25 protein-coding genes are annotated in these 26,051 nt (G+C 71.4%); 9 read left to right on the top strand and 16 right to left on the bottom strand.

The window, feature by feature from the left end; all coding sequences use genetic code 11:
* Nucleotides 1–577: 577 nt before the first annotated feature.
* The gene (locus MHW47_RS09010; protein WP_239222120.1) at nucleotides 578–2,950 is read left to right on the top strand and encodes a hypothetical protein; all 2,373 of its coding nucleotides are present in this window, start codon (nucleotides 578–580) and stop codon (nucleotides 2,948–2,950) included.
* 64 nt (nucleotides 2,951–3,014) lie between these two features.
* On the opposite strand, the gene MHW47_RS09005 is transcribed toward MHW47_RS09010, so the two are convergent.
* From MHW47_RS09005 to MHW47_RS08935, 15 genes are all read right to left on the bottom strand, one after another.
* Nucleotides 3,015–6,155, bottom strand: a complete 3,141-nt coding sequence (locus tag MHW47_RS09005; protein WP_239222119.1) for a BTAD domain-containing putative transcriptional regulator — start codon at nucleotides 6,153–6,155, stop codon at nucleotides 3,015–3,017.
* A complete protein-coding gene (locus MHW47_RS09000; protein ID WP_239222118.1) occupies nucleotides 6,155–6,601 on the bottom strand; it encodes a TadE/TadG family type IV pilus assembly protein in 447 nt (148 codons plus the stop codon). The genes MHW47_RS09005 and MHW47_RS09000 overlap by 1 nt, the downstream gene beginning before the upstream one ends.
* The gene (locus MHW47_RS08995) at nucleotides 6,601–7,053 is read right to left on the bottom strand and encodes a TadE/TadG family type IV pilus assembly protein (protein WP_308381597.1); all 453 of its coding nucleotides are present in this window, start codon (nucleotides 7,051–7,053) and stop codon (nucleotides 6,601–6,603) included. Before MHW47_RS08995 ends, MHW47_RS09000 begins: the two co-directional genes overlap by 1 nt.
* Nucleotides 7,050–7,520, bottom strand: a complete 471-nt coding sequence (locus MHW47_RS08990; RefSeq protein ID WP_374230072.1) for a TadE family protein — start codon at nucleotides 7,518–7,520, stop codon at nucleotides 7,050–7,052. Before MHW47_RS08990 ends, MHW47_RS08995 begins: the two co-directional genes overlap by 4 nt.
* Nucleotides 7,517–7,732, bottom strand: coding sequence for a hypothetical protein (locus MHW47_RS08985; RefSeq protein ID WP_239222116.1), 216 nt, complete (start codon nucleotides 7,730–7,732; stop codon nucleotides 7,517–7,519). Before MHW47_RS08985 ends, MHW47_RS08990 begins: the two co-directional genes overlap by 4 nt.
* A gap of 45 nt (nucleotides 7,733–7,777) precedes the next feature.
* Nucleotides 7,778–8,668 carry a type II secretion system F family protein gene (locus tag MHW47_RS08980; RefSeq protein ID WP_239222115.1) on the bottom strand — a complete coding sequence of 297 codons (891 nt, stop codon included), beginning with the start codon at nucleotides 8,666–8,668 and terminating at the stop codon, nucleotides 7,778–7,780.
* Entirely contained in the window at nucleotides 8,665–9,567 is a 903-nt protein-coding gene (locus MHW47_RS08975) for a type II secretion system F family protein (RefSeq protein WP_239222114.1), read from the bottom strand. The genes MHW47_RS08980 and MHW47_RS08975 overlap by 4 nt, the downstream gene beginning before the upstream one ends.
* Nucleotides 9,564–11,054, bottom strand: a complete 1,491-nt coding sequence (locus MHW47_RS08970; protein ID WP_239222113.1) for a CpaF family protein — start codon at nucleotides 11,052–11,054, stop codon at nucleotides 9,564–9,566. The genes MHW47_RS08975 and MHW47_RS08970 overlap by 4 nt, the downstream gene beginning before the upstream one ends.
* Nucleotides 11,044–11,856, bottom strand: coding sequence for a hypothetical protein (locus tag MHW47_RS08965; protein WP_239222112.1), 813 nt, complete (start codon nucleotides 11,854–11,856; stop codon nucleotides 11,044–11,046). Before MHW47_RS08965 ends, MHW47_RS08970 begins: the two co-directional genes overlap by 11 nt.
* Nucleotides 11,856–12,557, bottom strand: a complete 702-nt coding sequence (locus tag MHW47_RS08960; RefSeq protein ID WP_239222111.1) for an SAF domain-containing protein — start codon at nucleotides 12,555–12,557, stop codon at nucleotides 11,856–11,858. The genes MHW47_RS08965 and MHW47_RS08960 overlap by 1 nt, the downstream gene beginning before the upstream one ends.
* A 39-nt stretch (nucleotides 12,558–12,596) precedes the next feature.
* Nucleotides 12,597–13,544, bottom strand: a complete 948-nt coding sequence (locus MHW47_RS08955; protein WP_239222110.1) for an ATP/GTP-binding protein — start codon at nucleotides 13,542–13,544, stop codon at nucleotides 12,597–12,599.
* Nucleotides 13,538–14,146: a hypothetical protein gene (locus MHW47_RS08950; protein WP_239222109.1), complete on the bottom strand. Its 609-nt coding sequence runs from the start codon at nucleotides 14,144–14,146 to the stop codon at nucleotides 13,538–13,540. Before MHW47_RS08950 ends, MHW47_RS08955 begins: the two co-directional genes overlap by 7 nt.
* A gap of 202 nt (nucleotides 14,147–14,348) precedes the next feature.
* On the bottom strand, nucleotides 14,349–15,152 hold the full coding sequence (locus MHW47_RS08945; RefSeq protein ID WP_239222108.1) for a hypothetical protein: 804 nt from the start codon (nucleotides 15,150–15,152) through the stop codon (nucleotides 14,349–14,351).
* A 34-nt stretch (nucleotides 15,153–15,186) separates the two neighbouring features.
* Nucleotides 15,187–15,813, bottom strand: coding sequence for a hypothetical protein (locus MHW47_RS08940; protein WP_239222107.1), 627 nt, complete (start codon nucleotides 15,811–15,813; stop codon nucleotides 15,187–15,189).
* A gap of 1 nt (nucleotide 15,814) precedes the next feature.
* Nucleotides 15,815–16,792, bottom strand: a complete 978-nt coding sequence (locus tag MHW47_RS08935) for a peptidoglycan DD-metalloendopeptidase family protein (RefSeq protein ID WP_239222106.1) — start codon at nucleotides 16,790–16,792, stop codon at nucleotides 15,815–15,817.
* 316 nt (nucleotides 16,793–17,108) lie between these two features.
* On the opposite strand from MHW47_RS08935, the gene MHW47_RS08930 reads away from it, so the two are divergent.
* Genes MHW47_RS08930 through MHW47_RS08900 form a run of 7 tightly spaced genes read left to right on the top strand, consistent with a single transcriptional unit; the run spans nucleotide 17,109 to nucleotide 24,633 of the window.
* Nucleotides 17,109–17,396: a hypothetical protein gene (locus tag MHW47_RS08930; RefSeq protein WP_239222105.1), complete on the top strand. Its 288-nt coding sequence runs from the start codon at nucleotides 17,109–17,111 to the stop codon at nucleotides 17,394–17,396.
* Nucleotides 17,397–17,444: 48 nt separating this feature from the next.
* Nucleotides 17,445–18,248 (top strand): hypothetical protein, encoded by an 804-nt coding sequence (locus MHW47_RS08925; RefSeq protein ID WP_239222104.1) that lies wholly within the window; start codon nucleotides 17,445–17,447, stop codon nucleotides 18,246–18,248.
* Nucleotides 18,249–18,275: 27 nt separating this feature from the next.
* The gene (locus tag MHW47_RS08920) at nucleotides 18,276–19,481 is read left to right on the top strand and encodes a hypothetical protein (protein WP_239222103.1); all 1,206 of its coding nucleotides are present in this window, start codon (nucleotides 18,276–18,278) and stop codon (nucleotides 19,479–19,481) included.
* On the top strand, nucleotides 19,468–20,967 hold the full coding sequence (locus tag MHW47_RS08915; protein WP_239222102.1) for an SCO6880 family protein: 1,500 nt from the start codon (nucleotides 19,468–19,470) through the stop codon (nucleotides 20,965–20,967). The genes MHW47_RS08920 and MHW47_RS08915 overlap by 14 nt, the downstream gene beginning before the upstream one ends.
* A 26-nt stretch (nucleotides 20,968–20,993) precedes the next feature.
* Complete coding sequence (locus tag MHW47_RS08910) at nucleotides 20,994–22,457, top strand: type IV secretory system conjugative DNA transfer family protein (protein ID WP_239222101.1); 1,464 nt, start codon at nucleotides 20,994–20,996, stop codon at nucleotides 22,455–22,457.
* Entirely contained in the window at nucleotides 22,454–24,199 is a 1,746-nt protein-coding gene (locus MHW47_RS08905) for a type IV secretory system conjugative DNA transfer family protein (RefSeq protein ID WP_239222100.1), read from the top strand. The genes MHW47_RS08910 and MHW47_RS08905 overlap by 4 nt, the downstream gene beginning before the upstream one ends.
* A complete protein-coding gene (locus MHW47_RS08900) occupies nucleotides 24,196–24,633 on the top strand; it encodes a DUF4913 domain-containing protein (protein WP_239222099.1) in 438 nt (145 codons plus the stop codon). The genes MHW47_RS08905 and MHW47_RS08900 overlap by 4 nt, the downstream gene beginning before the upstream one ends.
* Before the next feature lie 6 nt (nucleotides 24,634–24,639).
* Here MHW47_RS08900 and MHW47_RS08895 read toward each other — a convergent pair whose 3' ends face one another.
* The gene (locus MHW47_RS08895) at nucleotides 24,640–25,134 is read right to left on the bottom strand and encodes a GNAT family N-acetyltransferase (RefSeq protein WP_239222098.1); all 495 of its coding nucleotides are present in this window, start codon (nucleotides 25,132–25,134) and stop codon (nucleotides 24,640–24,642) included.
* 58 nt (nucleotides 25,135–25,192) lie between these two features.
* On the opposite strand from MHW47_RS08895, the gene MHW47_RS08890 reads away from it, so the two are divergent.
* Nucleotides 25,193–26,008, top strand: a complete 816-nt coding sequence (locus MHW47_RS08890) for an exodeoxyribonuclease III (RefSeq protein WP_239222097.1) — start codon at nucleotides 25,193–25,195, stop codon at nucleotides 26,006–26,008.
* The last annotated feature ends 43 nt before the right edge of the window (nucleotides 26,009–26,051 follow it).

Below are 26,051 nucleotides of genomic sequence, written 5' to 3'. Positions count from 1 at the left end.
CGAGCCGTACGCGGCCGTCGGCCGAGAGGTCGAGGGCGAAGCGTTCCGGGTGCCCTCCCTCAGGCTGTCGCCCGACGACCTCGTACCGAATGCCACGGACTGATGCGGGGGACGAGGCAGGGGGAAAAGACGGCATGCTCTCGGTCTTCCTTCCGTCAGCGAGAAGATGGGGGAACCACGACGGGCGAGTCTTCGGGGCCGCCGGGCCGGAGCCGGAGAGTGCCGGGCGGGGACGTGCCTTTCAGGCAGGATATAAGCGGCCTGTGGTGCCGCCGGGCCGGGTCGTCCGGCCTGTGCGCCCGCACGCCGAGGACCCGGTCCCGGCCGTTCTCCGGCGCCGGTCCGCAGGGGGCGTGGGGTCCGTGGCTTCTGACGTTCGCGGCACCAAGTCGTCCTTCTTCCGCTCCGCGCCGACGATACATCGCGCAGGTGTACGATGCGTCAAGTTTACTTGTGTGCAATAGCGTTGGACGATCGTCCAGGCAATCGGTCGGCACCCCAACGGAGTTGATGGTTCCGCATCGTGCCGACCCGGCCGGCGCCGCCCGGCGAGGCGCGGAGTGAGGAGTACGACGCCATGGCGAACGACCGGTCCCCGGGCGAGCTGCCCTCCAGCATCTTCCGCGCTGCCGAGGTTCATTACGAGGACCTGCCGGTGTCCGAGATCGCGGCCACCGGGCGGGGCATCCCCTCGCCGTACACGGCGCCTGCGGAGAAGATCGCCGAGTGGGACGGCCTGGAGCGGAACTTCGCTGAATTCACCCGTCGCATACGGGAACAGGTGGTGGTCGACCCGCAGGGCGCGATCCACCGGTTGCAGGAGCAGGAGTTCCGCGGGACGGCCTACGAGCCGTCGTACGTCGGCGGCAACCTGGACCGCAAGAACCTGCGTATGTACGAGTGGCAGCGGGGCGAGCTGTACATCCACTCCGCGGCTCTGATCCTCGATCCGGAGACCACGCTCGAAGTCACCTACGAGCCGGAGGGGCGGCTCAAGCGCCTGCTGTTGGAAGCGGAGGACCAGAGCATCACGTATCTGGGTGTGCTGCCGGAAGGAGTGACCCGGGAACAGGGCAACGCCGTCGCGGTGTGGCGCGCCCAGCGCGGCAGGACTTCCGTGGCGGAGAGCGAAGGAGAGTTCCTGCACGACCTCTCCGACATCTACGTCGACCCCCTTCGCGAGGCTCTGGCCACACGGCGTCGGTTCATCAACGAATACAGCATCGAGCCGCACCGCATTCGGCTCTCCTACGATGACCAGCCGTACGACGTGCATTACCGCCGGACGAAATTCCGTCGCTCACACATCCACGCGCTGCCGGTCATCCGAGAATCCCCTCTCGACGCGCGGGCGGCCATCGTCGCCGGAACCAGGGGCACGGGCGAGTTCGGTGCGCGGCGCGAAGCCCGGGCGCGTGCCGTGGTGCGCCAGGTCATGCTGGGCGACAGTGCCACACCGGCTTCTGGGGACCTTCCGAAGTACGCGTTGCTGTGGGTGCGCGACAACCGCGACAACGCCGCCTTCATGGACACGAAGCCGGAGATACTCAAGCAGACGATCGAAACGCTGCGCGCCACCGACCCGGACCGCAGAATCCTGCTCATCGGTGACGACCTCTTCAAGGGGCGTCCGGAACTCCGTGCCGCCTTCGAGCGGGAAGGAGTGCTCGACGGCGTCGACAGCGAGTCACTGATCCGTTTCTGGGCCGCGGAGAAGAACGGCGGCACAGCCCTCACGCACGGCGAACAGGCGCTGTTCCTCCACTACCTCAACACGGACGCCGATGTCGTTCAGGTGGGGATCGAGAGCGGAGCGCTCGAGAGCGCCATCTGCCTCGGGGTACCGACGGTCTACTTCCAGGCGCAGGAACACGTCGCGGACAAGGGGACGCGCTGGCAGCTCTACTGGGCGAAGTGGTCGTTCGGCGAGAGCCGCGTGGCCGAGGAGCCGGACGGGAGCAAGAGGTTCTACGCGTCCGGGCGCCCCGTCAAGCAGTTCGACAGGACGGGCGAGGTCCATCCTCCTGCCCTGATGACGGTCCGGCGAGTGGAGTTCGGCCCTGCCCTGCCCGAGCCCGAGGACGTGGAGGCCGAGCCGGTCACCGTCTACTACCCGGGATACATCTCGGTGGGGGTGGACCGGATCGACCGCCTGGTGGAGAGCGGTGAGTTGACCGGTATGGCGCAGGCGTTCGCTCCCTCCTGGGGTGAGGATGCCTGGCGGGCGAGCGAGTACTACGCGGACCAGGTCAACCGGTGGGCGGCGGTAGACACGACCGACTGGGAGCTCGCCTCCCGACGGTACGGGGCGATCACGCACGCCCTCAGCGGCCTCGTCCATCCCGAGGACGCCGCGGTGCGCGGCGCGTACGAGAACGCGGGGTACCACCTCGCCGCGCAGCCGGGCCGGGAGCCTGCGGGGGCGCTGGACCCCGCCGTCCTGTCCGCAGCGTACGAGGCGGCCCCCGAGGACCGGGGCAGGGCGGTCACCGAGGCGCTCCGGAGCGTACTCACCGACCAGGGCTTCAAGGCGCGTTGCGTGCACGACCTGCGGCTCGTCAGCCTGACGGCCGATGAACAGGGAAAGCTGGCCTCCTCCCTGAAGGAGGTGACAGCGGCCAACGACGTCCTGCGCAGGATCGGCAACATCGCCCCGGACGGGTCGCCCACCACGAGCAGGCATGTCGCGGAAGCCCTGTCCGTGATCCTTCCGGCGCAGCGGCCCCACGCGCGTGCGAAGGCGGCCGGGCAGATCGACGCCGAGGGTGCGGACGCCGTCAGGCACGCCGTTCTGGGCCGGGGGGCGGCGGCTGCCGAAGCCGGGCCCGGGGGTTCCGCCGGCGGTGCCGGCCCGAAGGCGTCCCGGACATCGGAGGCAACGCTTCCGCACCCGTCGGCGCGGCCGGGCGCGGGCCCGTCCGGGCTCGGTGGCGCGGAGGGGCGCGAGTAACCGCAGCGTGGGCCGGCTTGCTGCCGGTGCCGCCGGGCAGGCCGTGGCGGCACCGACAGCGGCGTCATCCCCGGGAGGGCCGCAGCGCCGTTTCGCCGAGCAGTTCTGCCGTCTCCGGCTGCATCTCGGTGCCGAGCAGGTCGGTGAGCTCGTCGACGCGGCGGGCGTACTGTTCCACGGCCTCGTGGTCGCCGGTGAGGTCTGCCGCCCGGATCGCGAGGCGGTGGAGCGGCTCTGCGGCGGGCTCGACGAGCAGGCCCTTGTCGGCCGCCTTCCGCGCGGCCTTCGGCTCCCCGGAGGCGAGAAGGAGTTCAGCGAGGAGCGTGGCCGTGTCCACCACGGCGGCGATCATGTCCTGGCGCAGATACTCGGCCCAGACGTAGCGCCGCGGCGGCACCGCGTCGAACGGGCGGCCCCGCACGAGCTCCAGCGCCGCCGTCAGATCCGGTACGCCGTCCGCTCCCTTGAGGCGTCCGCGCCGGGCGAGTGCCTGGAAGCGGTGCCAGTCCGTTCCGGTGCCGGCCGCGAATTGGTAGGTGTCGCCACGCTGGAAGTCGGACCCCAGCCAGCGGCGGAGCGCGGACAGCTGGGCGGTACGGAAGGCCGCCGACACCCCGCCGGGCCAGATGCCGTCGGTGAGCGCCGCGGTGTCGGCTCCCGGGTGGAGGGCGATCCAGGCGGCGATTTCCGTCAGTCGGCCGGCCGCTGTCGGGGCGAGCTCCTGACGCGTACCGGTGACCGCGGGGACGCCGAGCAGGTTGATGCCGATGTCGTACGGCTCGGGGATCTCCGCGTCGGCCGGCTGGTCCGGGACCGGGGCCGGAATCGCGTCGGTCGCCGGCGTCGGCACCTCCCTGGCCGGTGGCGGCGCAGGGAGCGGCACGGACGCGGGGGCCGCGGTGATGCCGAAGAGTTTGAGCAGGGCCTCGTAGTCGGCGTCGGGGATGTGCTGGGGCACGAGGCGCACCAGGCGCCCCGCCAGCCGCACGATGCCCCCCGAGGGCCCCGGCAGTACGGTTGCTCCGGGGAGTGCGTCCGAGTCGGCTGCCGTGATCAGCGCGGCACAGGCCGGGGCGTCGAGCAACTCGCGGGCGGCCTCGACCACTTCGGGTGACAGTGGTCCGGCACAGAGTGCGACGCGCGGTGTCCACGCCTCCGCGCCCGTGGGCCGGCTGCGGGCCACCCGCAGGGACGCGGCACCGGCGTCGGCGAGGGCGGTACGCACGGTCCGTCCCCAGGCGCTCACCTCTCCGACGGCCGCCGCCGGATCGTCTGTCTCGGTGAGCCGGCCGAATCCCTCCTCGATGGCGACGAGGCCGGAGCCGAGTCCGCTCAGGAGCACGCCGAGATCGTCGCTCCAGGAAGCGGTGGCCAGTTCGATCGCCAGCGCGCGCAGGACGGGCCGGGAGGCTTCCGGGTCCGCCGGGAGCAGCAGCACCCCGACGGCCTCCAGGTCGGCCATGATCAGCGCGCCGTCCTCGTCGCGGCCGAGCGTCACGAGCGCGGGGTAGGGGGCGCAGACCTCGCGGCAGGCGTCCGCCGGAAGCAGACCCGTGCCGTCCGCCGCCACGGTCCAGTGGGCGGGCCCGGCAGCGCTGAACGGGGGCAGGGGAGGCGAGGGGGAGTTCAGCCACAGTTCCAGGCCGGCCGGCGTAAGTCGTACGGCGGCCAGATCGGGCAGGGGCACGCCCGCCGCTGTCGCGTGGTGGGCGAGGGTACGGAGAGCGCGGTCGACGAGGTCGACGCCTTCGGGAGCCTCGGTGGCGCGCATCCGGCGCTCCACCTCGGCGAGATGGCTGAGCAGGGGGTCCTGGCTCTCGCTCCCCCGCGGGTGCGTGGGCATGGCGGCGGCGCGGGGCAGCGCGATGCGCTGGCCGTCGCGGCGCCTTCGCTGCTGGAGCAGGCGTTTGACGGTGAGCGCGGACAGGAGCCCAGCCGCGAGGAGGCCGCCCCAGGTGGCGAGGGCGGTGACGTCGATGGGGGAGGAGTCCGAGACGGAGTGTGCGGGATCGGCGGCAGAGGATGCGGGGGGTGCCGACTCGCCACGCGCAGAGGGCCCCGGCGTACCGGTTGCCACGTCCCGCCGCTCCGGCGACGCCTCCGGCGCCGGCTTGGCCGGCCCGGACGACGCGGACGGCGAAGGCGCGGCAGGCGCCGATGCGGACGGTGCCGTCGAGGACGGCGCGGGTGCCGGGGATTTCGGTGTGCCGTGGGGCTTCGAGGATTCCGGCGTATCACTCGGCTCCGGTGATGCCGGACGGCTCCGGTCCGTCCCGGCGGGGCCCGTGTCGGCGGGCGGCGCGGAGTCCTGGCCGGGAAGGGCGACCTTCCAGCCGGGGAGGATCACATCCGGGTCGGTGAACCTGTGCCCCGCCTCGTCCATGACGCGTCCGGCGTTCGCCTGGACGATCTCGGTGTAACGCTCCGCGTCGCCCAGCTGCTCCTCGGCGATCCGCGACAACGTGTCTCCCCGGTGCACGGTGACCGTCTCTCCGGCCTTGGGCGCGGGGCCCTCGGCCCCGCTGGGGAGGTGAAGGACCCAGCCCGGCTGAATGGGGTTCGCAGCATGGAACGTGCGGCCGTCCGGCATGGTGCGGCCCTCGTTGAGAGCGGCGATCTCCGTCCATCGTTCGCCGTCACCCAGACGGTCCTGCGCGATGCTCCACAGACTGTCGGCCGGTCGGGTGTCCTGGACGGTGTACGTCGGGTGCGATGTCTTGGCCTCGGCCTTCACGGCACCGTGCGCGCTTCGCTGCGCGTGGGCACCGTCCTGGGTCGAGGACGCGCTCACGGACGCGGTGGTGGTGGCGGTCGTCTGGGCGGCCACCGCACCGCCCGCGGTGGGCAGCAGTACGAGCACGCCGGCGACCAGGGCCCCCGCCATCCGCTGGCTCACCCGCAGCCCCCTCAGCCGGGGCGCCGAGCGGCCGCGCAGCTGTGCGGGGACCTCCAGAAGGACGGCGAGTGCGAAACTGGCCCACCCCGCCCATCCGATGCCGGTCAGGACCAAGAGCGCAAGGCCGCCGGTGTCCTGACGGGTGAACAGGTCGGCGGGTGAGGTCAGGCTGTCGAGGCCGAGCGGCAGCAGATCACGGCCGGCGACGTAGAGGACGAGCGGGAGCCCGGCCAGCAGGACCACGAGACCGGCGAGGCTGAGCAGTGAGCGCAGCAGGTCGGCCGCGAGCGAGGTACGACGAGCGGTCATCAGCCCTCCGGAGCATGGACGCCGTGGACGAGTACGGCGGAGGCGTGTCCGGACACGGGCATCTCGGTGACGCCGAGCACGGGCAGGAAGCGGGTGCGGTAGGTGCCGGTGACGGTGACGGTGAGCCGCTTGCCGTCGTCGGAGACGGCCACCGTGCCCCGTGCGCCCGCCGCGGCGAGATAGCGGAGAGCCGCGGCGCGTGCGGCACCGGGATCGGCGACGATGCTCTCGCCCGTGATGGCCTGCCCGGCGTCGATCTCCTGACCGCCGGTGCGCGCGGCCTCCTGGGCGACCGCGTCGGCGCGTTCGGTGGCCCGCATCTTCCCGCCGCCGTCGACCGCAATGCCGATCATGACGAGCATGCCGACGATGACGATAGCGGCGTACAGGGCGACGCTGCCGGTGTCCTGGCGCAGTCGCGTACGCATGGGGCGGCGGTGATTCATCAGCGCTCCACGTAGCGGTTCACGGCACTCGTGAAGGTCGAGGTCATGGTGTGGGTACCCGGCACTCCGGGCAGGGCGAGGTCGGAGAGGCCCACCCGGCAGGTCACCGTCGCGGTCACCGTGGCGGCCTCCCCGGTACCGGCTCCCAGCCCGGAGGTGTCCAGGTCGATGCTGGTGGCCGCGCAGTGGATGCCCTGGCCGGTGAGGGTGGCCCGGGCGGCGGCCAGCGCGCTCTCGCGGGCCTCACCGGGCACCCGGGAGATCGATGCCTGGCGGGCCGCATCCTCCGCGGCGGCGTCGACGACCTGGCCGGCCATCACGATGCGCCCCGCGGCGATGGCCAGCAGGAGGAAGAGGATCAGCGGCGGCGCGATCAACGCCGCCTCGATCGCGGCACTTCCCCGGTCGTCGTGGCGCATACGTCCCAGCCGGCGGGCCCGGCCCCCGGTCACGGTTTCACCGTCCAGCGTTCGCGCGGGGCGGAGGCGCTCTGGGTGATCCTGATCCCGGCGAAGCCGGGCAGCAGGGACGGCGCCCGGCCCGTGACGGTCACCGTGGCGCGCTCCTCGGTACTGCCCGCCGTGGAGACACCGGGAGCGAGCAGGGAACCGCCGGCGACCCGGTCCAGTACGGCGCGCGCACGGCCGGCCCCCGCCGCGTCGGTGGACTGGTACGCGGTGGCCGCCTGGACGCCCTCGCGAGCTGCGGTGAGCGCGATCTGCTTGGCGTAGTAGGCCACACACGCCTGCACGATCATCACCGTGAGGAGCACCACGACGGGCAGGATGATCGACATCTCGATGGAGGCGTCGCCGGAGTCCCCTCGCCGCGGCCCGGGGAACCGGCGGCTCGCCCACGCCCTCGAACGGCTCCGCCATGACAGGGAGCCGTTCGACGGACCTGCGGAACTCGGGGTCACAGCCCGGTCAGCTGGGCCGAGTACTTGTTGTACAGCGTGACGCCGATGATGGTGGCGATGCCGCCCGCGACGGCTATGACGGCCACCCAGATGATGACGGTGGAGATACTGACATCACCCCGGTCGCGCTGCTCGTGCGCCTTCCTCAACCGGCCGGCCAGGACATCGAGCACCACCAACAGCGGGGCCATCTCGCGCAGTCTGCTCTTCATGTGTTCTTCCTTCGTTTCTCTCGGCTCGTTGGTACCGGCCGGTGATCAGCCGGTGAGAATGCGAATGACGGCGGGGAACCCGATGAGCAGCATCATCAGGACGGCGAGCAGCGCCCCGGGGGCCGTCATCTGCTCGCTGGCGGCGTTGGCTTCCTCCGCGTCCTTGCTCATGAGTTCGGTGCGCAGGGACTTCGCACGGGCGCGCAAGGTCGTGTAGACGGCCGCTCCGTCGTGTGCCGAGAGGCGCATGATGTCGGCCACGTCCTCGAGCACGGGCAACCGCAGCTCCGCACCCAGCGACTTGAGGGAGTCCCAGGGCGCCACCTTGTCCACCCGGGCCTGGAGCAGGGCATCCTGGAGACGCAGAAAGGCCCAGCCGCGGCCGATCGCGGCTGCCCGTTCCAGCGCCTCGCTCGGCCCGGCGTCCCCGGCCCGTTCGAGGGCGACCAGGTCCAGGTAGGCGGCGATCGCCTGCCGGAACTCGTCCCGGGCCCGACGCGCGGTGTCGCGCAGGGCCAGGTCCGGGGCGAACCACAGCAGGGCGGCCAGCGCCAGGCACACGAACCCCGGAACGAAGAACGGCGGGGTGAAGCCCAGAACGGCCCAGACCGTGAAGAAGAAGGCGGGCAGCAGCAGACCGGTCAGCGCGAGCGCGGTCTTGGTGAGCAGAAACCTCGCCGGGCTCTGACCGACGAGAGCCAGGTCCGTGTACGGGATGCGCACGCCCGGTACCCGGAGCAGATTCTGGTGCAGCCAGGCGCCCCACCGTTCGTCCTGGGTCAGCGCGGCACGGTCCTCGGCGAGCGGACCGGTCCCGTGCAGGCGCCGCAGAGTTCCACCGAGGTCGGGCTGAGGGCGGGCCAGAGTCCGGACGAACAGGGCCAGACCGCCGCCGACAGCGGCCCCGCTGACGACGGCGAGGGGTGAGATGTTCATCGCGCCTCCGGCAGGGGAACCCGGCTGCGCCGGTCGGCTTCGAGGAAGCGTGGGGTGGGCCGGTAGGAGGCCAGGGACCGCATCCAGGCGAGCGTGCCGCCGAATCCGAGCAGCAGGAGGGTCAGGACGAGCTGGCCGAGGAAGGTGCCGTAAGGGGCGACGTAGTCGGTGCTGAAGGCGCCCACGCCCGCCACTCCCAGCGTCATGAACGTCATCCACCGTACGGTCGTGCGCGGCTTGGCCCGGTCGGCCTCGATCTGCCTGCGCTGGCGAACCTCCTCGCGCACGCTGTCGGCGAGATCGGTGAGGGACGCGGCCAGACCGGGGCCGCGTTCGGAGCTGCGCAGGATCAGCGCGGCGGCGACCTTGTCGGCGGTCGCGTCGCCGAGCGCGTCGGCGAAGGCCCGCAGGGCGTCCTCGGGACGCCAGCCCGACAGCATGCGGGCCGACAGTTCGTCGATCTCCTCCTTGAGCACGGCCGGGGCCGTCTTGCGACTGGTGATGATCGCCTGCTCCAGGCCGGTGCCGAGAAGCAGTACGTCGGAGAGGCGCCGGGTCCACTCCGCGAGCGCGTCGAGCTGTTCGATGCGGTTCTGCGTCGCCTTGGCGGGGGAGAGGAGCCACGGCAGCCCGACCGCGAGGGCCACGGTCAGCGGCCACAGCGCGAACCAGCCGGTGACGATCCACAGGCCCAGGCCGATCGCGCCGGCCACCGCGGCCCTGGCCCGGGTGCGGGCGCGGAGCCTGGCCTCCATCTGGTTGCCGTTCGCGGCGGCCCGCCACCGGGAGAGCGGGCCGGGGGTCGGCGGGGCGGTGGTGCCGACGACGCCGGCGACCAGGGCGATCACACCGCCGCTGAGCGCCAGGCCCGCGAACAGGCCGATGAGCAGGAGCGTCATGCCGACATCACCTTCAGTTCCAGTGGTGACTGCCAGGTGCCGAGCGGCTGGTCGAGGAGATGGCCGGGGAAGCCGACCCGGATGAGGTCGGTCAGGCAGCTGGGGTGCATGAGCGGCACGGCACGCGGCTCGCCCATGTCCGGCCGGGGACCGAAGACCGTGTTGGTGGCGGGCCGGCCGTTCTCGCCGGTGCCCGTGACCTCCTGGACATGGGAGACGAACCGGTGCCGGCGGCCGCCGATCGCGGTCTCGTCGATCATCTTCACGAAGACGATGAAGTTGATGCCGTTGGCGGCTTGCTTGTAGGCGAGCGACTCCGTCATGTTGCCGCCGTACTCCATGTACAGCTCGGCGATCCGGTCGAAGACCATGTGGGGTTCGCGCGCGTGCAAGGTGCACAGCGAACCCCCTTCGCCGTTGGTCATCACCCGCAGCATGGGGACGACCTCGGGGCCGCGCACCTCACCGACGACCATCCGCGACAGGGTCATGCGCAGGGCGGGGTAGATGAGGTCGCCGACCGTGATCTCGCCGACGCTGTGTCCGTCGACCCGTTCGCCATTGCCCTCGCGGGACTCCATGGGGACGATCTGCCGGTGGTGTCCGTTCTCGTGGAGGAAGAGTTCGAACTCCGTCTCCATGGTGCCGATGCGCTCGTCCGGCGGGATCTCACGGGCCATGGCCCGCAGCAGGCTGGTCTTGCCCACACCCTGGGTGCCCACGATCATCACGTTCTTCTTGGCACGGATCAGCGCGCCGAGGAACGCCGCGAGCGTGGTGTCGATGGAGCCGAGACCGACCAAGCCCGGCAGGTCGATGTCACGGACCCGGTGGCGCCGAATGGTGACGTAGGTGCGGGGTGTGACCTCGGTGATGGCCTGGAGCCGCGAACCGTCCTCCAGGCGCAGCGCCAGGAAGGGGCTCGACGTGGAGAGGGTCCGCTCGCTCTGTCCGTTGCGGCGGGCGAGGTCGCGCAGCAACTCACGCAGATCCTCGTCCGATTCGGCCACGGGCGGCACCGGAACCCGCTCGGCGTCGCCGTAGTCGACCCACACCTCGTCGTGCCCGTTGACGAGGATGTTCTCGATCCTCGGGTCGTCGAGGTACTTCTGCAGGCGTCCCGCGCGGAACAGCAGGTCGTACACGGCCTCGGCCAGCCTGCGGTCCTCGGCGGGACTGGTGGCGATGCCCCGCTCGACCGCAGAGGCATCGGACCAGACGGCCACCGTCTCGTTGATCAGTGCCCGTCCGCGCTGCTGCTGGGCGGCGACGCTCATGCCGGGTGAGCGCTTGATCTCTGCGGTCAGCCTGTCGGCGACCGTCTTCTTCAGACGGGTCGCGACGGCGTAGTCGATGTCCTCCCGCACCCTGGGGTCGGGCTTCTCGTGGAGGGCCGCCTCCTGCCGCCGGGGCGACGCCGGGGCCGGCCGGTGGGCGACCCGCTGCTCCTGGACGGAGGGCTCGGGGTGGAGCGGTCTACCGTACACGGCTGTGCTCCCCCGGCATCAGGCGGGCACGGCGCCCGTCCACCAACTCCTTTACGCGGGACGCCCCGCCGCGCGCGCCGCGCAGCAGGTCCGACCGCGCGAAGCGGCGCCCACCGTCCCGCCCGTCGGACAGCACGGCAGCCGCCTGGGGCGAGTACGGCAGCGTCATCACCACCGGTGATTCGAGCTGCTTCGACACCTCGTGGGCGGTGTAGGGCCCTGAATCGATCAGGACGACGCCCAACGCGTCGGCCCCGGTTCCCGACTCCCGCAGATCATCGCGCAGTGCGGTGATCCGGGGCAGCGCGACGTGGATGCCCCGCAGGGTGGGGCGTACGACCATCAGGACCGCGTCCGCCTTGCGCGCCAGGATTCCCGAAGGGCCGAACGCGCCGCTGCGGCCGAGATCGACGATGACGTCGTGCGAGATCGAGCTCTTCTCGATGCCGGCGAACATCGCGGCCAGCCGCTCCCAGGTGTAGGCGAGGCTGGAGGCTTGCGCGGGGTCGGTGAGCCCGGGCAGCAGGAGACGGTCCGTCCCCTTGTCGGAGAGGTCGATGAGCTGCCGCCAGAACATCTCGCCGAGCTGACCCTGGCGGTCGGCGACGGCGAGGTTGCGCAGGCCGTAAGGTCCCGGCGTGCGCCCGGCCAGGGCTCCGGCCAGTACGGCCCCGCCGTCGGGGTCGCACTCGGCGAGTATGACCCGCCGCCCCTCTTCCAGCGGCCAGGTGAGCAGCAGGGCGAGCGCCGTGGTGGTGGCTCCGGGTGCGCCGGGGCACCCGGCTATCGCGACGACGGTCATCAGCCCGCGGCCTTCTTCGGCTCGACGACGAGGGCGATGTCACCCGAGGCGGCCCGGGAAGCCAGTACGGCGCCGTCGGTCGACGCGACGGCCACGTCCACGGTGAGGTTGCCGTTGGTGTCCGGCTCACCGACCCGTACGACCTCGGCGGGCAGGGTCTTCGGCATCTCGTCCCGCTTCCCGCCCTCCGGGTCCGTGTTCGCGGAGGCGTCGGGCGTGGAGACGACGAGGACGCTGCGGCCCGGAGTGAGCGGCGTGGTGGGGAGCTGTCCGGGCTTCAGGCGCAGGCCCACCAACTGCTGGTCCCTGCCGATCAGCGGTTTGTCGGTGACGGACTCCCCGGTCACCAGCGACCCCGCCAACAGGTCGGTGGTGGCCCGCTTGCCGACGATCTCGTCCTTGTCGGCCGCCGCGACGGTTTCGAGGGCCGGATCGAGGCCGATGGAGACGACGGTCAGATCCCGCTCGGTGACCACCTCGCCGTACGGGATCTGCTTGGCCACCATGAGGACGGGGGTGCGCTCGCCGCTGCTGAGCACGGTGAACGCGCCCGCGAGGCCGCCCGCCGCGATGAGCGCGACGGACAGTCCGATCAGGGCCGGCCGGCGACGCCGGGTCGCCAGCGTGCGCGGAGGAGCCGGCGGGGTGAGGCCCGACGGCGCCTCCTGGGCGGCGGCCGGTGCGGTCCCGGTGGTGCTCACGTGGATATGTCCTTCCCCGAAGTGTGTCGGCCTGTGAGGTCAGTCGCCGACGACCTGGACCTCGCCGATGCGGGCGGAGGTCCGGGAACTGCGTGTGGCGGTGAGGTCGCCCGACTGACCGCCACCCTCCCAGTGGACGTTCCACGTGGTGGTGGCGGTGATGGCGAACTTCCCACCCTTCAGCCGGGCGCTGGTGGTGCGGTACGTGTGGCCGCAGTCCGGCGATTTCTTCCTGCCGTACGCCTGCTGGTACGGGGTACCGGCCGACGTGCACGTCACGCTGGTGCCGTCGCCCATCTGCCACACGATCTTCTCGGCACGGGCGGTCGCCGTGACGGTCAGACCCGGTACGGAGGCGCTGGCCCGGTTGGGCCCCCAGGTCTCCGCACCGACCTCGGTCCACATCCATACGGGCATCCCGATGACGCCGGTGCGGCCGGGCCGGGGGGCGATGCCGATGTCCGGTCCGCGCAGCGTCATCTTGTCCATGGCCTGCTGGGCCAGGACCGCGGGGTCGGCCTGCTCGGCACCCGGGGCATCGCTCAGCCATATCAGCCCCTGGACGATGGGGCCGGCAGCGCCGTTCGCGATGCTCGCGGGCGGGCACGACTTCTCGTAGATGGCTCCGTCGCCTGGCTTGTGGCCGTCCCACACCTCGGCATCAGCGACGGGCTGTGGGTCGGCGAGCTTGTAGTAGCAGCCATTGGAGAAGGTGCCCCATATGTGGTGCTGGCAAGGGACCTCCAGGCCGCCGATCTCACAGGTGACCTTCCCGCCCGACGAGCCTCCGGTGGTTCCGCCCGAGGTGCCGCCGCCTCCTCCTTGCCCTCCGCCGGTTCCGACACCCACGCAGATTTCGTAGCGGCACTGCTCGACGCCGCCGGTCGGCCGCGGGGTGGGATCGGCGGCGGCCGGTCCGGCGGCGATCAGGGTGCCGCCGAGCGTCACGCCGCTCAGCAGCAGAGGCAGACGTGATCGATTCAACATGACCGCTCCTTGTCCCTGGTGAGGTCCATGACCATCCACTGGGCCTTCTCGCCGAAGATCTCCAGGCGGTACGTGATGATGTACCGCCGCGGCTGTCCGTCCGTCGCCACGTCCTTGCCGGTGCTCTTCTCCACGGGCTTCCAGCCGGTCGTGTCGACGCACTCCTCCACGGTCGCCCTGTGGGGGCTGCTCTTCAGGTTGACCGCGGTCACGGTGACGGAACTCTTGGGGCTGCCCTCGAAGACCAGGCCGAGCTGCTCGTAGTGGAAGAGCTGGTTGTTGATCTCGGCCAGCGCCTTGTCCGTGACGTAGTCGGTGAGCTTGGTGTCGGAGACCTTGCCCGGGTCCACATGCGCCTTCGTCTCTTCCTCACGCATGCGCCGGACGACTTCGGCGATCTCCTTCTTCACCCCGTCCTGCGCCGAGGCCGTGGGCGAGGCGGAGGACGGGGACGAGGAGCCGGGCGTGGGCACGGCCTCGTCGGACCCGCCGGAGGAACACGCTGTCAGACCGCACAGGAGCCCCGCCGCCACGGCGGCGACGACCCGGCCCGACCTGGCGCGGCCGTCGAGCACGGCGCGCGCCGTGCGTTGCTGATGCACAGAAACCCCCCTGATTCTGAACACTCACTGGCACACCAATACCAGCCTAGAACGCTTACTGGCCTGCGTGGTTCCCGTTTTTCGACTGTTGCTCACCGGAGGCGTACCTTTCGCCCCGTAACCTGCCCAATGGTGAAGCCGCCTCCGATGAACGGGGCCGGAATCCGGCCCTGTTGAGACGTTTGACACACCCTCAGGGCCATCACTTCCCTTCCCCGGAGCCGGAACGGGTGCGATCGGTGTGGAGCCCGAGCAGGTGGCGGCGGGCGTGTGCCGCGCCCCGGCCGTCCGGCCCCGGAATCCGAGTCCGCAGGGCGAAGACCTCACCGCTCAGGAGTCCGGCCTGCTCCGGTCCCAGCCGGGCCCACTGCTCCTGGGCGGCCTCCGCCGCCGAGACGGTGTCGGGGTGCGCTGGGCCGAGTGAGGCGAGGCGCCGGTCGGCCAGGTCGCGGAACCGGGCGTACGCGGCGGCGTGGTCGCAGGCGAGCCCGGTGATCCTGGCCTGCGCCTCCAGGGCCCGGTCGGTGTCCGCCGGGGCTGCCGCGCGCACGAGTTCCTCGCATATCCGCAGGGCCTCCGCCCAGTTCTGACTGCCGACCGCGTCGCCAAGGCGGTTTTCGATGTCAGCCGGCCCCGGCGGCGCGGGCCGGGGCGCGCCTGCCGCCGGACCACCGGGTTCGCGCTCCGCCGTCCGCTTCGATGCCACGGCCCGCCGCCTGCTTCTGCGTGAACCGGGTTTCTGGGCAGGGGCGGTGAGGACGGACTCGGTGCCGTCGGCAGCGAGTGCGATGAGCCATTCGTCTCCGTCGGTGTCCGTGAGGCGGGTGCGGACGGGGCGGCCGAGGCGGGCCGCGGTGCCGGCGGCCTGGGCGAGGGCGGTGGCCCGCGGGTCTCCGCCCTGCGACACGGGTACCGGGGAGCCGTTGACGGTCGCCGCTCCTTCCGGGGTGAGCAGGATCTCGACCAGGGGCCAGCCGGGGACGTTCCGCGGGTCCGTGTGGGTCACGTGGTCTCCTTCGTGGTCGGTCGGTTTCACGAACTCAGGGCCGGCGCGAGGGTGGGCTGACCGCTGGGACGATGTCGGTGTCGCTGACGCGCCAGGGTGCGTCCGGGCCCGTCCGGGTGAGCGTGAGGTAGGCGTGCAGGCGGGGGCCGGGGCCCGTCCAGCCGTCGCGCCCGTGCGCGGTGCCGTCGACCGCGACGACGCGGTGTGCGAGCGTACCGGTGTCCGGTTCGGCGTCCTCGTCCGGCTCGGCCGGGGCGGCATGCGCCTCCGTCCAGGCGCGGTGGGAGGCCCAGGTGTTCCACTGGACCCCCGGGCCGGACGCCGGAGAGTAGGACGTGGCCGCGGCGGCCTTCTCCGGGGTGAGGTACCGGGCCGCACGCAGCCTCGCCGCGTGCGGGTGCGCGTCGTACGCGGTGTCGTACCCGTAGGCGAACTCCGCCCATTTCAGGGCCACGGCGCTCGCGTCTCCCTCGTCGATCCGCCCCGCGCGCGGTACGTGGGCATCGTGGTCGAGCGGCCGCGAGGAGGCGGCCGGCACCTTGGGTGAGGGGGTCGCGGGGACGGTGGGCGCGGTGGGGCCCGTGTCGCCGTCCCGTTCGCCGGCGCATCCCGCGAGCAGCAGGGCGGTGAGGGCGAGAGCGGCCGCGCGCGTTCGGGGCATGTCACTCAAGTCCTATCCAGGGGGCGGGATCGGTGAAGTCTCCGTCGTACTTCACCTCGAAGTGGAGGTGGGGGCCGGTCGAGTTGCCGGTGTTGCCCGTCGCGCCGATGACCTGGCCCACGCTCACCGTGTCCCCCTTCGCGACCCCCAGCGAGAACAGGTGGTTGTAGGTGGTCTCCACGGTCTTGCCGCCCTGCTTCGGATGCCGGATGACGATCCGGTTGCCGTAGGCGGAGTTCCAGCCGGCGAACGTCACAGTGCCTGCCCCGGCCGCGTGGACCTCGGTGCCCACCCCCACGCCGAAGTCGGTCCCGGTGTGGTAGCCGTAGGCGCTGCTCGGCCGTTTCACCCCGTAGGGGGAAGTGATCAGTGCCTTCACCCGCAGTGGCGAGGCCAGACGCTGTCCGGCGGGCACGGCGCCGCTCTCCTTGAGTGCCTTGGTGTACTTGGCGACGAGGGCCATGATGAGGTCCACGTACTGTCGGGTCTCGCCGTTGTCGGGAACCCCGCGGGCGTCGAGTACCCCGCCCGCGCCCGCGTTGTAGGCGGCGAGGACGAGCTCGATCAACTCACCATGTACGCGGCCCTCCTTGAGGTACCCGGCCATGAGATCGGCGTGTGCGCAGTCGTAACGGCCCTGCGCCATGATCGCGTCGCCCGGGTCGTAGGGGTCGGCCTTGCCGTTGCCGTCGTCGTCACGCCCCCAGGAGGGCCAGGTGCCTGGCATGAACTGGGAGATGCCCTGCGCGCCCACAGGGCTCACCGCCTCCGGATCCCAGCCCGACTCCTGCTCGATCTGAGCGGCGATCAGGGCCGCCGGTATCTCGTCGCACATCGCGCCCGCCTTGAGCACCCACGGCAGGTAGAGGGCAGGCACCGCATCGGTGTTGAGCTCTCCCGACACGGCTTCTTCCGGGGGCGATCCGCCGCCGAACACGATGACGGGCAGCAGCAGGAAGGACCCGAGCAGGCAGGCCACGAACCCTGCCGCACACCCGATGCCCGTGGTGGCCGACGACCGCATAAGAACCGACGCCCCCGTACGTCCGAATCCCTGTTTCCCGGGCGGTTCGCGGCAGTTGCGCGACCTCGACCGGACCCCCGCCGCGCGTTCGCAGAGGCAATGAAGCCTTGGGGTAGCCTAGTTCATAGGATTGTTTGTTCACGGGACATGTTTTCGATTCATCTCTATGATCAGCCGCGGCGGAGCGACGCGCTCTGCCGTATACGCCTCGGCGACGTCATCCGCGGAGGCTGGACACCCGGGGGCCGGAATGCTGCATGACGTTCTGATCATGGCGGGAGACGCTGCGAACAACGCGCCCGTCCACCTTGCCGAGGTGGTGAACCCGGGACAGGGGGTGGAGCCTCCTGGTGCCGGCAAGCTCAGGTCGATCCTCGGCTGGGTGGCATGGATCGTTCTGGGGCTGTGCGTCATGGGGGTCCTCGTCGTCGCGGGCAAGATGGCGATCTCCCACCAGCGCGGCCAGGGCGGCGAGCATGCCACGGGCCTCGCCTACGTCCTGGGCGCGTGCATTCTGGTCGGCGCCGCGTCGGCTCTGGTCTCCGCACTGGTGGTCTGAGGCCCCAGCGGGCAGCGCGTGTTTCACAGCACATAGGGGGGAAGAGGCATGGGCGGTTCCGATCAGGCGGGTGGAGAGTCCTGCGAGAAGGAGCGGAGTCCCTTCACCAAGCCGGGGTTCATCGCATCGGCTGTGGGCATCGGGCTGATCGCGGTGCTCGGCGGCGTCGTGGTGCTGACCGGGCCGGACGACAAGAAGACCGACGACGCGCGTCCGGTGGCCGGCGCGCCCAGTGCCTCCGCGTCGCCCGCGGCCCCTTCCGCGCGTCCCTCGTCCTCCTCCGGTACCTCGTCCTGCCCGGAGCTCCAGGACACCGATACCTCGGAGGGCAGTGTCCTCGACCTCCGGGGGAGCGGACTGAGCTGGAAGAAGCTCGGTCCGCTCAACCTGCCCCTTTCCCAGCGGTCCGGCCCCGCTGTCACGGACGGCCAGGTCGTCCGCTGCTTCGCGCACACGCCGCGCGGCGCGGTGCTCGCCCTGGCGAACATCTCCGTCCGTTCGGCCAATGGCCCCGGCTGGCGGGCCGTCGTCGAGCAGCAGGTGTACCCGGACGACGCCAAGGCGGTGTACGAGCAGTCCGTCGCCGCCAACCGCAGCGACTGGACCTCCGACTACCCTCCCGAGTTCGGGCTGCCCCAACTGGCCGGCTACAAGCTGATCTCCTACTCGTCGGACACCGCCGTGGTGGACTTCGTGTTCCAGACGCCGGGCGGGAAGGTCCTCTCGATGCCGCTGACGGCACGTTGGCACGAGGGCGACTGGAAGCAGAAGATGTCACCGGACGGCGGCCAGACCCAACTGGCCGCCTCCAAGGACACCACCGACGGCTACGTGCTGTTTCCGCGGGGGTGATCGCCAGTGGGTAGCTGCTGGAACCCCATGAACTGGGTCGACTGCGCCACCGACAAGGCGTCGGACGTCGGCGCGAGCGCGTTCACGGGCATCGTCAACTGGCTGACCGAGGGCCTCGGGAAGCTCGTCGGGACCGTGATGACCTGGTGGGTCAAGATCCCCACTCCGAGTCTGGAAGGGAACGGGAACGGGGTCAAGGGAGACCCGGTCGGATGGATCTGGTTGCACACAGGGTGGATCACGACATGGATAGCCGTGTTGTGCCTACTCGTCGCGGCCGGAAGGATGGCGGTCACCCGGCGTGGTGAGGCCGCCGTCGAAGCGGCCAAGGGAATGCTGACCCTGACCGTCGTCACCGCGGCGAGCGTGGGCGGCTTTAACCTGCTGGCCCAGGCCTCGGACGCCTTCTCCGAGTGGATCATCTCGGAGGCCTACAGCGGCCAGGAGTTCGGCGAGGCGGTCGTGGGATGGCTCGGACTGTCCATGATGGTGGGGTTCAACGGTCCCGTCATCGCGTTGATCCTGGCGCTGATCGCCACCCTGGCCTGCATCGCCCAGGTCGGGCTCATGATGGTGCGTACCGCCATGCTGGTTCTGCTGGTCGGTACGCTGCCCCTGAGCGCCGCCGCATCGGCGACCCCCGCCGGACAGGCATGGTTCCGCAAGTCGATCGGCTGGCTGATCGCCTTCATCCTCTACAAGCCCGCGGCCGCGATCGTGTACGCGACCGCGATCCGGATGACCGCCATCGTGGGAGACGGGGAGGCGGACTCCGGAACCATGCTGATGTCGATCTGCGGCATCATGCTCATGATCCTGGCCCTGGTCGCCCTGCCCGCCCTGATGCGCTTCACCACCCCCCTGGTGCAGGCGGCGGGTTCCGGTGGGGGTGGCGGCGGGGCCGCGGCGGGCGCGGGCCGGGCCGTCGCCACGGGTGCCAAGCGGGTCGGACAGATGCGCAACTCCTCCTCTGGGCCCCCTCCTCCCAGCGGGCCGAAGCCACCCGTCGGGGCCCGTACCGCCCCCGGCGGTACCAGTACTCTCTCGAAGGCCGGCTCCGTTTCCACCACGGCGAAGGCGACGGGCGGGGTCGCCGTGAAGGGCGCGAGCGCGGCCGCCGGACCGGTCGGTGTCGCCGTGGCGGTCACCGCAGCCGCGGTCAAGGGCGCCCAGGGCGCGGCGCGCAACGCGGTCGACAAATCAGCTAACGGGGGCCCCGATGGCAGCAAGTGAGATCAGCGGACCGCGCACCTACGGGAACTGGCGCAAACCCACCTCTCCCGGTATCCACGGCCTGGGGATGGCCGGCACCATGGTGCTGCTGGGCGGAATGATCCTGGTCGTCCTGGCCATGCTCATCTCGATCTGGCTCGCCGTCGGCATCGGCGTGCTGATCGTCCTGTCCCTGGTCCCTCTGCTGCTGCGCGACCGGCACGGCCGCAACGGCCTGCAGCGTTCCACCGCGCGGTTCGCCTTCTCCCGGGGAAAGGCATCGGGAAAGAACGTCTATCGTTCCGGCCCGCTCGGCCGCACCGCCCACGGAACCTGCCAACTGCCCGGCCTGGCAGCGCCGTCCACGCTCTCCGAAGGCGTCGACGCCCACGGCAACCCCTTCGCCCTGCTGAGCGTCCCCGCGACCAACCACCACACCGCGGTGCTCCAGTGCGACGCGGACGGCGCCTCACTGGTCGACGAGGACCAGGTGGACACCTGGGTGGCGCACTGGGGGCAGTGGCTGGCGTCCCTCGCGTACGAACCCGGCCTCGTCGCCTGTTCCGTGACCATCGAAGCCGCCCCCGACCCGGGGACACGCCTGGAGCGCGAGATATCGGAGAACATCGACGCGGACGCCCCCGCGCTCGCCCAGGAGGTGCTGCACGAGGTCATGCGCACCTACCCGGCAGGCTCGGCGACGCTGTCCACGCGGATCGCGCTCACCTACTCCGGTGCCGCCCGCCCCGGGCAGCGGCGGCGCGACTCGGCGGCGATGGCCGAACTCATCGGTCTGCGCCTGCCGGGACTGGCCGCCAACCTCTCGATGACCGGCGCCGGCCCGGCGCGCCCGATGAACGCCGCCGACCTCACCGACGCGGTCCGCGTGGCGTACGACCCCTCGGTCGCCGTCCTGGTCGAGGAAGCACGGGGCGACGGGGGCACCGGCATCACCTGGGACGAGGCGGGGCCGATCGGCGCGGAGGAGGCCTGGGGCCACTACCGGCACGACGGCGCGTGCTCCATCACGTGGTCGATGAGCGAGGCGCCGCGTGGAGAGGTCTTCTCCTCGGTGCTGACCTCGCTGCTGTTGCCGCACCCCGACATCAGCCGCAAGCGCGTCACGCTCCTCTACCGCCCGCACGACCCGGCCACCGCCGCCCGGGTGGTCGAACGTGACCACAAGGACGCCCTGTTCAAGGCCCAGCAGGCCAAGGTAGAGAACGCCCGCGACTCCGTCGGGGTCCGTGCCGCCGAACAAGCGGCCAGGGAGGAGGCGACCGGGGCCGGCGTGGTCCGGTTCGGGATGCTCGTCACCGCGACCGTGCTGGACCGCGAGGACCTGGAGCGCGCCGCGGCGGCCGTCGACAACCTGTCGGCGCCCGCCCGGGTCGCTCTGCGCCGCGTGTACGGCTCGCAGGCGTCCGCCTTCGCCGCCGCCCTGCCGATCGGCATTGTCCTGCCGTACCACCTGCGCGTACCCCAAGCCGTACGCGACGCCATGTAGCCGTGAGCCGCGACGGGAGAACGACGTTGGCCAAGCAGAAGACCCCCGCCGCGCCCCGGCAGCCGAGTCCGGGCTGGCGGGGCTGGCCGGGCCGGGGCGCGGGAAGTGCCTCCTATGTCGAGGCCGCCCCCGAATGGCGTGGTACCACCGTGCAGGTGTGCGGGATGTGGCCGTTCGCGGCCGGTTCCGGTACGCCCATGGTGGGGGTGCCACTGGGCCGTGACCTGATTTCCGGCGCGGCGGTGTGCTGCGACCCGATCTCCTGGTTCCAGCGTGCCAACCTGCTCCTCAACCCGTCCGCGTTCGTGCTCGGCAAGCCGGGGCTCGGGAAGTCGACCGTGGTGCGGCGCATGGCGCTCGGCCTGGCTGGATACGGCACCTATCCGATGGTGTTCGGTGACCTCAAGCCCGACTACGCCGATCTCATCGACGCCCTCGGCGGGCAGGTCATCACGCTGGGCCGCGGCCGCGGGTACCTCAATCCGCTCGACACCTCGATCGCGGCGGACGCCGCCGCCCGGCTGACCGGCGAGGCCCGGCGCGCGCTGATCGCGGACGCGCACGGGCGCCGGCTGAACGCGGTGTCCGCGCTGCTGACGATCTCCCGTGGGGAGCCGCCGAGCGACCGCGAGGAGACGATCATCGCCGCGGCTCTCACGATCCTGGACGACCGGCACGACGGCAGCCCGGTCATGGCCGATCTCCTGCGGGTCGTGCACGAGGCTCCGGAGCTCGTGCGGTCCGTCGCCCTGGACCGGGGGAGCCTCGGACGCTACCGGGACATCACGGAGTCGCTGGAGTCCTCCTTGACCGGACTTCTCGGGCAGGGCCGCCTCGGCGACATGTTCGCCCATCCCACGTCGGTGCCCATGCACACCGACCGCCCCGTGTGCTTCGACGTCTCCTCCATCGACGACTCCGAGGTCCTCCTCCAGGCCGCGGCGCTGCTGTCCTGCTGGACGTACGGATTCAGCGCGGTGGCCGCCTCGCAGGCCCTCGCCGACGCCGGTCTCCAGCCCCAGCGTCACTACTTCGTCATCCTGGACGAACTGTGGCGAGTGCTCCGGGCCGGGCGCGGACTGGTGGACCGGGTCGACGCGCTGACCCGCCTCAACCGACAGCGCGGCGTCGGCATGGCGATGATCACCCACACCATGTCCGACCTGCTGGCGCTGTCCGCCGAAGAGGACCGGATGAAGGCCAAGGGCTTCGTCGAACGCGCCGGCATGGTCATCTGCGGTGGGCTTCCCGGTGCCGAGATGCCCCAGTTGAACCAGGTCGTCGCCATGTCGGGCGTCGAACAGGAGATGATCAGCGGTTGGTCGACGCCGCCCGCCTGGGACGCGGGGGCCGGCCGTGAGGCGCCGCCTCCGGGGCGGGGCAAGTTCCTGATCAAGGTGGGCGGCCGTCCCGGCATCCCCCTCCAGGTCGAGCTGACCCGCGCCGAACTCGCCGTCAACGACACCAACCGCAGGTGGGGCGCAAAATGACCGCCACCGAAGGGAAGCGGGGCCCCGGTTCGGAGGTCGGCCCCTTCCTCTTCCTGGGGCTGGTGCTCACCGTCGTCCTCGTGGTGGTGGGCTGCTGGGTCGCCGCTCTGGCGGGGGCCGGGATCGGTGACGGGCCGGCCCCTGCGGCCAACCCGTTCACCTACGTCATCGGGCTGCCCGGTGGCACTTCCCGGTGGCCGGGGACGCCGGCCACGGTGGTCGCGGCGGCGGAAGGGCTCGTGGTCCTGCTGGGGGCCGCGCTCGTCGTTCGTGCCCGTCTGCGCGCCGACGCCCGCCCCCGGGTCGACCGCGCGGCCCGCCACCTGGGTCGCGGCAAGGACCTCGACAAGCTCAGTGCCAAGGGCGCCGCGGCCACCGCGGCTCGGCTGGGGACCAAGTCCGCGACGCCCGGTGTGTTCATCGGGCGTACCGTGAACGGCGCCCGGCCGCTGTACGGCTCCTTCGAGGACATGCACATCGATATCTGGGGCCCCCGTACCGGCAAGACCACCCGGCGAGCCATCCCCGCGATCCTCGACGCGCCCGGGTCCGTGCTCGTCACCTCCAACAAGCGCGATGTCGTCGATGCCACGCGTGGTCCGCGTGCCGCCAAGGGGGAGGTCTGGGTCTTCGACCCGCAAGGGCGGGCCGGGGAGCCGCCGTCCTGGTGGTGGAACCCCCTGGGCTACGTCACGGACGTCTCGCGCGCCCGGAAGCTGGCCGGTCACTTCGCGCTGGGCTCACGCGAACAGGGCGCCTCCACCGACGCGTTCTTCGAACCGGCCGGGCAGGACCTGCTGGCGTACCTGCTTCTGGCGGCCGCGGAGTCCGGGGCCCCCATCACGCAGGTCTACCAGTGGCTGACCAAGCCCAAGGACGACACCCCGGTCCGTATTCTGCGCAGTCACGACCACGTGCTGCCCGCCGACGCCGTCGAGGGTGTCGTCACGGCGCCGGAGAAGCAGCGCGGCGGTATCTACGGCACCGCGATGCAGATGGCCTCGTGTCTGGTGAACCCCGCTGTCCATCCATGGATCACGCAGGGCAGGTCCATGGCCAAGCGCCGCGAGTTCGTCCCGGCGGAATTCGTCGCCGACAACACCGGCACCCTGTATTCCCTCTCCAGGGAGGGCAAGGACTCCGCCGGTCCGCTGGTGACCGCCCTGACGGTCGCCGTCGTGGAGGCGGCGGAGGAGGCGGCCACCACGCAGCCCGGCGGCAGGCTGACCGTTCCGCTGCTCGGTGTCCTGGACGAGGCGGCGAATGTCTGCCGCTGGGCGGACCTGCCCGATCTCTACTCCCACTACGGCTCGCGCGGCATCATCCTCATGACGATCCTGCAGTCCTGGGCCCAGGGCATCGAGGTCTGGGGCGAGAAGGGCATGGAGAAGCTCTGGTCGGCGGCCAACATCCGGTTGTACGGGGGCGGCGTCTCCGACACCCGCTTCCTCGGCGACCTCTCCCAGCTCGCCGGCGAATTCGAGGCGGAGACGGTCGCGGTCTCCTACCAGCCGACCCAGGCGGGCATGGGGATGTTCTCCAACCGCTCCACCAACCACTCCCCGCGCCGCGAACGCGTGCTGGACGTCGCCGACCTCGGCGCGATGCCGCCCGGACGCGCCCTGGTGCTGGCCTCCGGCACCCCGCCGGTGCTGGTCGCGACAGTCCCCTGGTGGGAGGGAACGCACGCGGAGGCCGTACGCGCCTCACTCAAGGACTACGACCCGGGAGCCCGACCGTGACCGACATCTGGCAGGACATCGACGACGAGCCGGACGTCGCGGCGGCGGTCGACGAGCCGGTCTTCGCCTCCCTCGACGCCTTCGTCACCGAGCACCTGACCCAGCTGATCAGGCGCCGCGTCAACGGCACCACGCTGACCTGGTGTCCCGCCTGGTGGAAGCACGCGGAGGCCATCTCCCGGCTGGACGCGCTCTGGCGGGCCTGGGAGCACCTGCGCACCGACGAGAACCTGGGCATGTCGACCTGGTGGCTCTACCACTGCGACCCGCACTTGAACGCCCTGCTCGACGCCGACACCGGACCATTCTCCGCCTGCTCTCCCACCGACGGCCACACCGCCTATCCGCATCCCCCGCTGCCGGTGGAACCCTCGGACCCGGCGATGTGGACGGGCACCGCGTTCGTCGCCCGGGAGGACGAGCCGTCCAGCTGACCGAGGTCAGGCGCCCGGGTTCCGCTGGAGGGGTTTGGCGTAGCAGCGGCTGCTCTCGTACGTGCGGTAGAGGCCGAACTTCTCGCACGGGGTGTAGCCGCTGGAGAGGTACAGGGCGATGGCCTCCGGCTGGCGGTCGCCGGTCTCCAGGACCATGCGGGTGCGGCCGGCGGCGCGGGCGTCGGCCTCCAGGGCGGCCAGGATGCGGCGGGCGAGGCCCTGGCCGCGGCCCTCGGGTATGACGTACATCCGCTTCAGTTCGGCGTCGCCGTCCGCGTAGCCCTCGTCGTTGCGCTCCTGGGAACGCCAGCCGCCCGTGGCGACCGGGCGGCCGTGCGCGTCGTACGCGATCAGGTACAGGCCGCGCGGCGGGTCGAACATCGCGGGGTCCAGCGGTGTGACATCGCCCCCATCGCCGTACATCTCGGCGTATTCGAGCTGCACGAGGTCGTTGAGTTTGACGGCATCGGGGTGATCGAAGGCCCGGACCTGAATATTCATGCGATGCATCGTACATCTATGCGGCTTGGCGGCTCTCAATGGCCGGTATCGTGCCGGAATGCTCACCGTGACTTCCGCGAATGTAAACGGTCTCCGCGCCGCGGCCAAGAAGGGCTTCGTCGAGTGGCTGGCGCAGACCGACGCCGATGTGATCTGCCTCCAGGAAGTGCGCGCCGAGCCCGAGCAGCTGCCCACGGAGGTCCGTGAGCCCGAGGGCTGGCACACCGTCCACGCGCCGGCCGCCGCCAAGGGCCGGGCCGGGGTCTCCCTCTACACGCGCCGCGCTCCCGAGCGGGTACAGATCGGCTTCGGCGGGTACGGCGTCGCCGGGTGCGAGGAGTTCGACGCGAGCGGGCGGTACGTCGAGATCGACCTGCCCGGCGTCACGGTCGCGAGCCTCTATCTGCCCTCCGGCGAGGTCGGCACCGAGCGCCAGGAGGAGAAGGAACGGTTCATGGCCGCCTTCCTGCCCTACCTCACCGGCCTCAGGGCCCGCGCCGCCGCGGAGGGCCGCGAGGTCGTCGTCTGCGGCGACTGGAACATCGCCCACCAGGAGGCCGACCTCAAGAACTGGCGCGCCAACCGCAAGAGCAGCGGGTTCCTCCCGGAGGAGCGGGCGTGGCTGACGCGCGTATTCGAGGAGGCGGCGTACGTGGACGTCGTGCGCGCCCTGCACCCCGGCGTCGAGGGTCCGTACTCCTGGTGGTCCTACCGGGGCCGCGCCTTCGACAACGACACCGGCTGGCGCATCGACTACCAGGTGGCCACGCCGGGCCTCGCCGCCCGCGCGGTCAAGGCGTGGGTGGAGCGGGCGGCCACGCACGGCGAACGGTGGAGCGACCACGCGCCCGTGACGGTGGTGTACGAGCAGTAGGAACCGGGAACGGGGCAGGCCGCCGGCCTCCGGACCGGCCGCT

Source organism: Streptomyces sp. OfavH-34-F (assembly GCF_022347745.1).
Lineage (GTDB): Bacteria > Actinomycetota > Actinomycetes > Streptomycetales > Streptomycetaceae > Streptomyces.
This window is presented reverse-complemented; position numbering and strand designations above follow the sequence as displayed.

What these genes read in the sequence shown, in the direction of transcription:
- MHW47_RS09010 (WP_239222120.1), top strand. Translation starts at nt 578, where the DNA reads ATGGCGAACGACCGGTCCCCGGGCGAGCTGCCCTCCAGCATCTTCCGC.
- MHW47_RS09005 (WP_239222119.1), bottom strand. Translation starts at nt 6,155, where the DNA reads ATGACCGCTCGTCGTACCTCGCTCGCGGCCGACCTGCTGCGCTCACTG.
- MHW47_RS09000 (WP_239222118.1), bottom strand. Translation starts at nt 6,601, where the DNA reads ATGAATCACCGCCGCCCCATGCGTACGCGACTGCGCCAGGACACCGGC.
- MHW47_RS08985 (WP_239222116.1), bottom strand. Translation starts at nt 7,732, where the DNA reads ATGAAGAGCAGACTGCGCGAGATGGCCCCGCTGTTGGTGGTGCTCGAT.
- MHW47_RS08980 (WP_239222115.1), bottom strand. Translation starts at nt 8,668, where the DNA reads ATGAACATCTCACCCCTCGCCGTCGTCAGCGGGGCCGCTGTCGGCGGC.
- MHW47_RS08975 (WP_239222114.1), bottom strand. Translation starts at nt 9,567, where the DNA reads ATGACGCTCCTGCTCATCGGCCTGTTCGCGGGCCTGGCGCTCAGCGGC.
- MHW47_RS08965 (WP_239222112.1), bottom strand. Translation starts at nt 11,856, where the DNA reads ATGACCGTCGTCGCGATAGCCGGGTGCCCCGGCGCACCCGGAGCCACC.
- MHW47_RS08955 (WP_239222110.1), bottom strand. Translation starts at nt 13,544, where the DNA reads ATGTTGAATCGATCACGTCTGCCTCTGCTGCTGAGCGGCGTGACGCTC.
- MHW47_RS08940 (WP_239222107.1), bottom strand. Translation starts at nt 15,813, where the DNA reads ATGCCCCGAACGCGCGCGGCCGCTCTCGCCCTCACCGCCCTGCTGCTC.
- MHW47_RS08930 (WP_239222105.1), top strand. Translation starts at nt 17,109, where the DNA reads ATGGCGGGAGACGCTGCGAACAACGCGCCCGTCCACCTTGCCGAGGTG.
- MHW47_RS08925 (WP_239222104.1), top strand. Translation starts at nt 17,445, where the DNA reads ATGGGCGGTTCCGATCAGGCGGGTGGAGAGTCCTGCGAGAAGGAGCGG.
- MHW47_RS08920 (WP_239222103.1), top strand. Translation starts at nt 18,276, where the DNA reads ATGAACTGGGTCGACTGCGCCACCGACAAGGCGTCGGACGTCGGCGCG.
- MHW47_RS08915 (WP_239222102.1), top strand. Translation starts at nt 19,468, where the DNA reads ATGGCAGCAAGTGAGATCAGCGGACCGCGCACCTACGGGAACTGGCGC.
- MHW47_RS08905 (WP_239222100.1), top strand. Translation starts at nt 22,454, where the DNA reads ATGACCGCCACCGAAGGGAAGCGGGGCCCCGGTTCGGAGGTCGGCCCC.
- MHW47_RS08895 (WP_239222098.1), bottom strand. Translation starts at nt 25,134, where the DNA reads ATGAATATTCAGGTCCGGGCCTTCGATCACCCCGATGCCGTCAAACTC.
- MHW47_RS08890 (WP_239222097.1), top strand. Translation starts at nt 25,193, where the DNA reads ATGCTCACCGTGACTTCCGCGAATGTAAACGGTCTCCGCGCCGCGGCC.